General features: G+C 39.0%; 7 protein-coding genes. All 7 read left to right on the plus strand.

What is annotated here, in order from left to right:
• The first annotated feature begins 65 nt into the window (after window positions 1-65).
• A complete protein-coding gene (locus INF29_RS08790; protein ID WP_193486042.1) occupies window positions 66-1,844 on the plus strand; it encodes an ABC transporter ATP-binding protein in 1,779 nt (592 codons plus the stop codon).
• On the plus strand, window positions 1,841-3,574 hold the full coding sequence (locus INF29_RS08795) for an ABC transporter ATP-binding protein (protein WP_193486043.1): 1,734 nt from the start codon (window positions 1,841-1,843) through the stop codon (window positions 3,572-3,574). The genes INF29_RS08790 and INF29_RS08795 overlap by 4 nt, the downstream gene beginning before the upstream one ends.
• 214 nt (window positions 3,575-3,788) lie before the next feature.
• Window positions 3,789-4,064 carry a metal-sensing transcriptional repressor gene (locus tag INF29_RS08800; protein WP_072851566.1) on the plus strand — a complete coding sequence of 92 codons (276 nt, stop codon included), beginning with the start codon at window positions 3,789-3,791 and terminating at the stop codon, window positions 4,062-4,064.
• A gap of 145 nt (window positions 4,065-4,209) precedes the next feature.
• A complete protein-coding gene (locus tag INF29_RS08805; RefSeq protein ID WP_193486045.1) occupies window positions 4,210-6,069 on the plus strand; it encodes a heavy metal translocating P-type ATPase in 1,860 nt (619 codons plus the stop codon).
• Window positions 6,070-6,549: 480 nt separating this feature from the next.
• Window positions 6,550-7,689: a transposase gene (locus INF29_RS08810; RefSeq protein ID WP_193486047.1), complete on the plus strand. Its 1,140-nt coding sequence runs from the start codon at window positions 6,550-6,552 to the stop codon at window positions 7,687-7,689.
• Between the two features lie 15 nt (window positions 7,690-7,704).
• Window positions 7,705-8,736 carry a YqaJ viral recombinase family nuclease gene (locus INF29_RS08815; protein ID WP_193486048.1) on the plus strand — a complete coding sequence of 344 codons (1,032 nt, stop codon included), beginning with the start codon at window positions 7,705-7,707 and terminating at the stop codon, window positions 8,734-8,736.
• 18 nt (window positions 8,737-8,754) lie between these two features.
• Window positions 8,755-10,800: an SF1B family DNA helicase RecD2 gene (gene recD2, locus INF29_RS08820; protein ID WP_193486049.1), complete on the plus strand. Its 2,046-nt coding sequence runs from the start codon at window positions 8,755-8,757 to the stop codon at window positions 10,798-10,800.
• Window positions 10,801-11,018: the final 218 nt, after the last annotated feature.

The following is an 11,018-nucleotide window of genomic DNA, read 5'->3' on the forward strand; positions in this document are numbered from 1 at the left end:
ATAATTTATATACATGAGTTAGTTGTTGCTAACCTAAAGTATAAAAATGTAAAGGAGGAGTTTACTTGAAAAAACAATCTAATTTGTCACGTCTGCTTGAAATTGCAGGAAAATACAAATACTTGACCTACGCTTCATGGATATTATCTGCCATCAGTGCCTTGCTCGCTTTGGTTCCATATTATTTTATATGGGCAATGATGAAGGAAATATTACAGGTTGCACCCAATTTTAGTGCCGCCAAGGATGTTACACATAATGGGTGGATGGCGGTATTGTTTGCAATTATATCGATGCTAATATATATATCCGGTCTTATGTGCTCTCATTTGGGTGCTTTTCGCATAGCAACAAATTTGCGTTTGCAGACAATGAAACATATCGTAAAACTTCCATTGGGAGCTGCGGAGAGGTTTGGCAGTGGGAAACTTCGAAAGATCGTGAATGAATCCAGTGCTGCAACAGAAACTTATCTTGCACATCAACTTCCAGATCGAGCAAATGCCATTGCCACACCTTGCGGATTGCTTTTTTTGCTTATGATGTTTGATTGGAGACTTGGTCTTTTAAGCCTTTTGCCAGTAGTTCTTGCATTTTCCATTATGATGACTATGACAGGCAAAGAAATGCAGCAAAAAATGAAAGAATATCAAGATGCACTGGATGATATGTCTAATGAAGCAGTTGAGTATGTTCGAGGGATTCCGGTTGTTAAGACTTTTGGTCAAACGATCTACTCATTTCGAAAGTTCAAGGACTCCATCGATCGCTATAAAGTATGGGTTATTGCTTATACAAAGCAGCTTCGTATGCCAATGATGCTTTATACAGCAGCTATTAATGGGGTATTTGTTTTCCTGATTGCTGGTGCATTATTATTTACGCAGGAGCATACTTCTGTGGAATTTCTTCTGAATTTAATCTTTTATATTATTATTACCCCCATTATATCTGTAACTTTAACACGCATTATGTTCCAAAGTGAAAACGCCATGATTGTGGATGATGCTTTACAAAGAATTGACAGCATTATGACTTTAAAACCTCTGGAGGAAACAAAACATCCGCTGCATCCAGAAGATGGATCTGTATCACTGGAAAATGTGCATTTCAGTTATGATGGAAAACAAGAGGCTTTGAAAGGGATTACGCTTTCCATTCCATCTGGACAAAAAGTTGCTTTTGTAGGACCTTCTGGCGGTGGTAAGACTACACTTGCGAATATTATTTCTCGTTTCTTTGACCCTGATAGCGGAAGTGTAAAAATTGGTGGTGTGGATATCCGAGATATTTCCAAAGAAGAATTAATGAATACGATTTCTTTTGTATTTCAAAATAGTCATTTGATAAAAGCTTCTATTTTAGAAAATGTTCGTTTAGGTAAACCAAATGCGACCCGACAGGAAGTTATGACAGCACTGCAAAATGCACAATGCCAAGATATTCTGGAAAAATTGCCCAATGGTGTAGATACCATAATTGGCACAAAAGGAATTTATCTTTCTGGTGGAGAACAACAACGAATTGCAATTGCTCGTGTTATGCTAAAAAATACGCCAATCGTTATTTTAGATGAAGCCACAGCATTTGCAGATCCTGACAATGAGTTTCGTGTGCAGGCAGCGCTTTCTAAACTCACACAAGGGAAAACGGTTCTTATGATTGCGCATAGATTATCTTCTGTAGTTGGAGTAGATCAGATTTATGTGATAAAAGATGGGCAAATTGTTGAAAGTGGCTCTAGCGATGAATTGCAGAATAAGGATGGACTCTTTGCCAAAATGTTGGAAGAATACCAGTCTTCCGTTCAATGGAAGGTACAAAAGGAGGTATTGAAATCATGATTAAATATTTGCAGAAAAAATATGCTCTTTCTGAAACGGGGGCAAAAGATCTGATAAAAGGATGCATTGCATGTGTTATGCAAAATATTTCTTTCATGTTTCCCGTTGGATTGCTTTATAGCCTTGTAAGTGATTTGATCAATGGAGGTGTACCTAAAAATAGGATTTCTTTTTACATCATTGGTTGTGTACTATGCATAGGAATTATTTTGGTAACAACATACTTCCAATACAATGCAACATACTTTGCGACTTATATTGAAAGTGGTATACGCAGGGTTACCTTGGCAGAAAAATTACGAAAGATACCAATGTCCTTTTTTGGAAAAAAGGATTTGGCGGATCTTACCAGTACAATTATGGCAGATTGCACTTTCTTGGAACAGAGTTTTTCGCACTTCATCCCGGAATTGGTTGGATCAATTATTTCTACAGTATTGATTTTGATAAGTTTATTCTTTTACGATTGGCGCATGGCTTTAGCTGCACTTTGGGTAGCACCAGTGGCATTTGCCATTGTAGGGTTTTCTGCAAAAATTCAAGAAGGATTTAATAAAAAGTCAATGGATGCAAAAATGTCTTGCGCAGATGGAATTCAAGAATGCATCGAAACAGTTCAGGACCTGAAAGCTAATAATGCAGAGAAAGAATATTTGAAAGGTCTTGAAAAGAAAATACGCTATGTGGAACATCGCTCTATTTTAAACGAATTTGGGTTAGCTGCATTTGTGGTATCAGCCTCTCTCGTTTTAAAACTTGGAATTGTTACCGTAGCTCTTGTTGGATCTATATTGTTAGTGCAAGGCAGTTTGGATGTATTAACATTCTTTTTATTTCTGTTGGTTATTTCCAGAATGTATGATCCATTACAAGGTGCATTGCAGAATTTGGCAGCTGTTATTTCTACCCGTACAAATATTGCGCGTATGAATGAAATTTTGGATCATCCAATGCAGCAAGGCGAGACATTACTTTCCAATAAAGGGTATGACATTTCCTTTGAACATGTCCAATTTGCGTATAATTCAGGTGAAACCGTCCTGAGGGATGTTACTTTTACGGCAAAGCAGGGAGAAGTAACTGCACTGGTAGGACCTTCGGGAGGAGGCAAAACGACAGTATCTCGTTTGGCAGCTCGTTTTTGGGATGTTACCTCTGGTAAGATTACGGTTGGAGGCATGGATATTTCAAAAGTCGATCCAGAAGTATTATTTTCTTTGTACTCAATTGTATTTCAGGAAGTAACATTGTTTGATAATACGATTATGGAAAATATACGTATTGGCAATCAGAATGCCACAGATGCGGAAGTTCTGGCTGCGGCACATCTTGCAAATGTTGATGAGTTTGTTGAAAGATTGCCTGATAAATGGAATACCTATATTGGAGAAAACGGATGTGAACTTTCTGGCGGTGAACGCCAACGAATTTCCATAGCACGAGCTTTTTTGAAAAATGCACCAATTATTTTGCTGGATGAAGCTACAGCAGCTTTGGATGTAGAAAATGAAACCTTGATTCAAACAGCGCTGTCGAGGCTGATCGAAAATAAGACTGTTTTAGTGATTGCGCATAGAATGCGTACTGTAGCAAGCGCTGATAAAATTGTGGTGTTGTCGGGAGGAAAGGTGGCTGAAGAAGGAATGCCTGATATGTTAATGAAAGAAAACGGTATCTATGCCCATATGGTAAATAAGCAGAAAGAAAGCCAAAATTGGACACTATTATAATGCTGGTTCAAATTCTGTTGGAGAGAAGTGATGAACCACATATAAGAAATGGAGAAGTGTATTTGTAATAAACAAAAAACGTACCTCATAATAGAGAAACACCGATTATCATCAATGCATGTAGAAGCTGATAGACCAATATTATAGAAAAAATTGACTTTATTCTTAATAAGTGCTACAATACACATACCCATAGAGGTATGGAGGTTAGCGTATGAAACAATGTATGGATTCTGCAAATCTGCATCGCAGGCTTGCAAAAATTATTGGACAAATTCAAGCAATTGACAGAATGATTGACGAGGATGTGCCTTGCGAGGATATTCTTTCTCAAATTAATGCAGCGAAATCTGCTCTCAATAAAGCGGGGCAGGTTGTGCTTGAAGGTCATATCAAACATTGCGTAAAAGATGGCATTGAACATGGAGATGCGGATGCAACTATTGAGAAATTTACCAAAGCAGTAGAACGCTTTGCCAACATGCAATAAAATAAAATTTTTCCGAAAGGCAGTTTAAATAACTGCCTTTTTTCTTTTGGAATCCTTGACATATTATACCCCTATGGGTATAATATGGGTATACCCCCATAGGTATAATAGTGGTCAAAGTATGGGTATAGAAAAGAGGTTTCGTATGGAGAATATTATCGGAAAAGTGGAAGAATTTATGGAACTTGGCGGAAAAAAGAAGGATATTGTGTTTCTAGTGCTTGGCGGACTCTCGCTTATGATAAGTGTTTTTGATTTAGTACCATTGCCTGTTGATGCGGCATGGGTTGCTATTATTCTTTGTGGTGTGCCAATTGTTTTAGAAGCCATAATTGGTCTTATTACTTCCTTTGATATTAAAGCAGACGTACTTGTATCTCTTGCTCTTATTGCTTCAGTGTTTATCGGAGAAGATTTCGCTGCAGGCGAAGTTGCTTTTATTATGCAACTTGGCTCTTTACTTGAAGATCTAACTGTTGCTAAAGCGAGAGCGGGTATTGAAAAACTTGTTCGTTTAACGCCGCAGACAGCAAGAGTTATTATGAACGGTGAAGAAAAGATTATTCCTGCCGAGCAAATAAAGGTTGGTGATATTATTCGTGTTCTGCCTGGTGAAACGATTGCTGTTGATGGTGTTATCATTTCTGGTCAGACTTCTGTAAATCAAGCGGTTATGACAGGAGAATCTCTCCCTGTAGATAAAATAGTTGGTGATGAGGTATTTTCGGGTACGGTCAATCAGTTTGGTGCATTTGAAATGAAAGCTATAAAAGTCGGTGAGGACAGTTCCATTCAAAGAATGATTAAGTTGGTACAGTCTGCCGATGCAGACAAGGCAAAAATTGTTGGTCTTGCGGATAGATGGGCAACTTGGATTGTTGTGATTGCGCTTACTGCTGCAGGTCTGACTTGGGCATTTACGGATGAAATTATTCGTGCAGTTACTATCCTTGTTGTGTTTTGCCCTTGTGCATTGGTACTTGCTACCCCTACTGCAATTATGGCAGCTATCGGAAATGCTACGAAACATGGCTTTCTTGTCCGTGAAGGTGATGCTCTTGAAAGACTTGCCAAAGTATCAAAAATAACTTTTGATAAAACGGGTACTCTAACATATGGCACACCCAAAGTAACTGCGGTTAAATCTGTTTCTGCATACAGTGAGGATGAGATTTATTTCTATGCTGCCTCAGCTGAGCACATGAGTGAACATCCTATTGGAAAGGCTATTGTCCGTTGTTACGGTCAAAAAACAGTCGCTTGTAAGGATTTCAAAATGAGTCTCGGTGAGGGAGTAACGGCTACTGTTAATGGAAAGGTTGTTAAAGCAGGTAATTTAAAGCTTATGGAAGGCGTAACAATTTCCAAAGAACTTGCAAATGCTGCAGGTAAATATTTAAATGAAGGTAGTACTATAACTTATGTTGTCATTGATGATGTATTAGCAGGTTATATCGTTCTTTCTGATACGGTGAGAGAAGAAAGTAAGGATATGATTGCAGCACTTGGTAAAATCGATGTGCATCCTGTTCTTCTTACCGGAGATAACAAGAATGCGGCTGAAACCATTGCGAGTCAATTGGGCATAAGTGAGGTTTATGCTAATTGTCTGCCAGAAGATAAGTTGAACTATATCGGTAAATATCAAGATGGTGGATATTCAGTCTGTATGATTGGTGATGGCATTAACGATGCACCAGCACTTAAAAAAGCATATGTTGGCATTGCGATGGGTGGTGTTGGGAGCGATATTGCGGTGGATGCCGCAGATATTGCTCTTGTGAATGATGAAATCAAAGAGTTACCACACCTTTTATCCCTTTCAAAGAGAATGATGACTACCATTAAGGTGAATCTATCATTCTCTTTGGGACTAAATTTTCTTGCAATTGCACTTGCTATAACCGGGTTACTCGGTCCCGTTACAGGTGCATTGGTACATAATACAGGATCAATACTTGTAATTATAAACTCGGCATTACTTTTGAATTGGAAGAAAAAATAAAACTGCTAGTGCCCTCTGCAAGTTTTACAAGTCTTGCAGGGGGTGCTGTCAATATGTATATAACACCACAAGGTAACAGAAACTGTCCTTCAGTTCAAACTATGGTGATGAAAAGAAATAATGGTATAACAGAGACAGTGGTCAGTTCAATAAGATGATGATAAGAATAACAGATATAATATTGAGAATTCTTTTGCTATTGCAAGGCCATCAAAAAACTGACATCCTTGACAGAGTGATATTGCCGTGTTATGCTAAGCTATATATTGAGTATTATGTTTCAGTAAATCTGAAACAGGTTGTTTAAGGATTATATGCGTGATTGTTATGTGTTTTTACATATCAGTCACGCATTTTTTATTTTGACAATAGCGGGAAGAAATCAAATGAAATTTTGGTTTTTTTCCGCTTTTTTTATTGGTCAAAGGGCGAAGGAGCCTTTGATATAAACAAATAATTTTTAGAAAGGTGGAAGTGTTTATGAATGAAAAAGTGTTTATGGATCAGTATCAAAAGAATTTTTTGAAGGAGGAGGAATTTATTGCCTTTCTTCAGGAAAGGGAAGAAAACTCTGCTTGGCAGAGAGAAAAGAGCAGTGAAATCCGTTTTTTAGCAGCAGATGACCAGAAAGTGACAATGTTCATGGAGAACGAGGAAAATCATGAGATGCAGCCAATTATGGAAGATACCATGGAACATACCCGCCTGGTTCTGAAGGTGCAGGATAGTTTTTATCCGGTACGTAGCTGTGCAGTGAAAACCATTTTAGATAGGGCAAGAGTCTCTGGCAATGCTTTGAACAAAGTGGAAAAAACTGTTCTTGCAAAAATTCTGAACTACTGTATGGAAGTTGCATCTGGAGAAGCATTGCTCAGGTTTTGTGAGAAAAAAATATCCGCTGTCCATGGTGGTGATCCATCAGACTACGCAGTATTAGAAATGCCGGAATTATTCCGCAAGACAGTGGAATACCTGCAAACGAATTTCCCAGGGTATACCTTTGCAGGTGCATCTTATGACCATAGTGTAGCTACTGCTTTATGGGAGCTGAGCAATGAAACAGATTTGCTTCAGGAGTACAGTGAGCTGCTGAAAAAACACCGTTTACCAACAGATGGGTTAAAAGCTGGACTTCGTTTAACGACTTCTGATGTGGGGTATAGTGGTGCAAACTTATATCCATTGCTCTTTGTTGGAAGCGGAGCTAAGATTTTACCCCTTGGCAGTCCTCTAAAACTGGAACATAAAAATGGTGCCAGTCTGGAGAAGTTCGACAGCCAGCTAAATCTGTTGTATGCCCAATATGGAAAGGCGTTAAGCAATCTGGAAAAAATGATGAGCCTGATTTTACTTCATCCGGTCAATGCTATGCTTGGTGTTATGAAACGCATTGGTATCCCGAAAAAAATTGCCATGGAAGTTGCGGAAAATTTTCAGCAGCAGTACGGAGAAACATGTTGTTCAGCGTATGAAGTCTATTTGGGCATTACGGAGGCAGAACATATCCTCATGCGTGATGAGCCAGAAGGCGCTAAAATCGTGAAAATGGAGGAGAACATTGCTCGTGCGGTACATATCAGATGGAAGGGCTATGATCTGGCTGGAGAAATGAAATGGTAAAAGGAGGAACAAAATATGTCTTTGAATTTACAGTATGAACCAGAAGTTGTGGTGGATATTACAGGATTAAGTAATGAAGATTGGCTGGAGTATAGAAAAAGTGGTATTGGTGGCAGTGATGCCGGCATTATTCTTGGTGTGTCATCCTATAAACTCCCAAGAGATGTTTATTTTGAGAAAATTGGCAGAACACCTGACATGCCAGAGGATGAAAATTGGGTCATTCTTGAGGTTGGAAAGCGTTTAGAGGATCTGGTTGCAGAAATCTTTGCGAAAAAAACAGGATTTCGTGTCTGGAAGGAAAAAAGAATGCTGCGTCATCCATTATATCCCTATATGATTGCAGACATTGATTATATGTACGAAACGTCATCTGGTGAAATCGGTATTTTAGAGTGCAAAACTGGCAGCCATTATGTGAAAGATAAATGGGACGGCGGTGCAGTACCCTATACTTATGAGGTACAGTGCAGACATTACATGGCAGTGAGAAATGTTTTTGCCAGTTATGCTGCTTGCCTGCATGGCAACACAGAGAACGATTTTATCTATCAGAAAATCGAACGTGATCTGGATTTTGAAGTAGATTTGATTGCACAGGAAGGGATGTTTTGGTATGACTTTGTGGAAAAACAGAAAGAGCCGCCGTTAACAGGTGATGGTGATTTGATGCTTAGGAGCCTGAAGCGTTATCAAGCAGAGCGTAATCAACAGGAAGAATTGATTTTTGACAATGTATATGGTGATGTGTTTGAAAAAATCCTGGAAATGAAAAACGAAAAATCCGCATTAGATAAGGCGGGTAGGGAGTTGGAAGGAAAAATCAAGACCATGTATGCACAATTTGCAGCCATGTTGGGTTCTGGTACAAAGGGAAAGTGTGTAGCAGATGGGTGTGAGTATTTGATCACCTATAAGCCATCTTACCGTACCTTGATACCAAAAGAAGCAATGGAACGAATGAAGTTAAATGACAAAGAAATGTTTGATAAATATGCTTCTGTTTCAGAAAGCAGAACATTTCAAGTGAAGAAAGTGATAAAGTAAAAGGTAAGGTGATGTATTTTGATTGCGTCCTATGAAAAAACGATTTATAAGAATGAAGATAACGGATTTTGTATCCTGCGTATGGTGAGTGAAGAAAAGGGGTTGTTTCCAAAAGAAGCATTGGAACAGCTAAACAGCAGGTATGACAAGATCCGTTTTTCTGTAAAAGGATATTATCTTCCGGAAAGAGCCAACATGATGCTGGAGCTTAATGGCAAATGGGAAAACAGTAAATATGGTCTGCAATACATGGTGGACAGTTTTCGTGAAATCATCCCCAAAACGAAAGATGGAATTGCAGCATATCTGTCTTCTGGTTTGATTCAAGGTGTCGGTCCAGCCACAGCCACATTGATTGTATCAAAGTTTGGATTGGATACATTGGAGGTTTTAGAACACGAACCAGAGCGTTTGTTAGAAGTGCGAGGCATTACCCAAAAGAAGCTGGATAAAATCCGTCAATCTTTTGCAGATAGCCAAAGTATCCGAGAACTGATGACCTTTCTTTCACCTTATGGCATTTCTGTCAATAAAGCAAAAAAGATACAGGAAGCTTTTGGAGTGAATGCGGTGGAAACCATAAAAAACAGACCATTTGCCTTATGTGAAATTTCCGGCTTTGGTTTTTTGACGGTTGATGAAATTGCAAGAAAAATCAATTTCCAACCGGATGATCCCCTGCGTATGGAAGGCGCCATCATGTATGTATTGGAAGAAAGCAAAGACCATGGCAATGTTTATTTGCCAGAGAGTGAGGTGCTGAAAAAGGCATTAGAGATGCTGAATGAGAAGTGTGAAGATACACCAGTGAGTGAATCTAAGATTCAAAAGGTTTATGACTTGATGCAGAAGAAAAAGACAATTATTTCTGAGCATGAGCAGGTCTATCTTCCGAAACTGTATTTATATGAAAAGGAAACGGCAAAGAATATTGCGGCACTGTTGTGTCGAAAAAAGAAAACTGAAGATTGCAAAAAATTTTGGGAGGAAGCACAGAAGGAAAATGGAATCTGGCTTTCTGAAGCTCAAAGTCAAGCTGTGGAAATGTGTATGGAACATCCGTTTTCTATTATTACAGGTGGTCCTGGTACTGGTAAAACAACAGTACTGAAAGTCATTTTGGCAGTCTATGGGAAGATGTTTCAAGGAAAAGAGGTTTTACTTGCAGCACCCACTGGGAGAGCAGCAAGAAAAATGTCGGAAAGTACAGGATATCCAAATGCTTCTACACTGCATTCCGCTCTTTCTTTGACATCAGATGCCAATGAGCAGGATACGACGGTTTTATCTGCTGATTTCATTATTGTAGATGAAGCATCTATGCTGGATATGCAGCTGGCATATTATCTTTTTGAGGCACTTGCCAGCGGAACAAAGGTTTTGTTCGTAGGTGATATAGATCAGCTTCCCTCTGTTGGTGCAGGAAATGTACTCAGTGAGTTGATTGGCTGCGGTTTAGTCCCGGTAACAGTACTGGACACGGTATTCCGTCAGCAGAACACCAGTAGGATTGCCTTGAATGCCCATGCAATGAAAAATGGAGAGACAAAGTTTTTATATGGCGATGATTTCCAGTTTATTGATGTGAGCGATGTTGCAGAAGCAGTTCAGTCTATTCAGGAAATTTATCAGAAAGCGGTGAAAACCTATGGACTGGAACAGGTGCAGGTATTATCTCCGTTCCGCCTGAAAAGCGATGCCGGTGTGAAAAATCTGAATCAGATGTTAAGAGAATTAGCAAATCCATTGCTCAATAAAACCATGGAACTCTCTTATGGAAGCACATCATTTCGCTTTGGCGATAAGGTAATGCAGACAAAGAATACAGAGATTGCAAGCAATGGAGATATCGGTTTTATTGCAAAGGTAGATAAAAACAATGATGAGGTATTGACGGTCAAGTTTTCAGACCATCGCTGCAAGACATATACAATAGATGAGCTGAATCAGCTGGAGCTGGCTTATGCCACTACCATTCATAAATCACAGGGTAGCGAGTATGAATGTGTGATCCTGCCGATTTTATCCTCTTTCTATGTAATGCTGCAAAGAGCCTTGATCTAAACAGCCATTACCAGAGCGAAGAAAAAGGTGATATTGGTTGGTCAGAAAAAGGCACTTTTTATGGCAATCCATAAAAATAGCAGTGTCAAGCTGGACTATAGTCAATAAAGTGGACACAATTTATAAAGAAAAGTGCCGAGTACAGCTGCTTAGTGCTGTGCCCAGTACCATTCTTCTTTTTCATTTGGTGTCATCATTCCGAGAGAACTATGCGGTCT

The organism is Anaerotignum lactatifermentans, assembly GCF_014982935.1.
Taxonomy (GTDB): domain Bacteria; phylum Bacillota; class Clostridia; order Lachnospirales; family Anaerotignaceae; genus Anaerotignum; species Anaerotignum lactatifermentans.

What these genes read in the sequence shown, in the direction of transcription:
- INF29_RS08815 (WP_193486048.1), top strand. Translation starts at nt 7,705, where the DNA reads ATGTCTTTGAATTTACAGTATGAACCAGAAGTTGTGGTGGATATTACA.
- INF29_RS08810 (WP_193486047.1), top strand. Translation starts at nt 6,550, where the DNA reads ATGAATGAAAAAGTGTTTATGGATCAGTATCAAAAGAATTTTTTGAAG.
- INF29_RS08800 (WP_072851566.1), top strand. Translation starts at nt 3,789, where the DNA reads ATGAAACAATGTATGGATTCTGCAAATCTGCATCGCAGGCTTGCAAAA.
- INF29_RS08795 (WP_193486043.1), top strand. Translation starts at nt 1,841, where the DNA reads ATGATTAAATATTTGCAGAAAAAATATGCTCTTTCTGAAACGGGGGCA.
- INF29_RS08805 (WP_193486045.1), top strand. Translation starts at nt 4,210, where the DNA reads ATGGAGAATATTATCGGAAAAGTGGAAGAATTTATGGAACTTGGCGGA.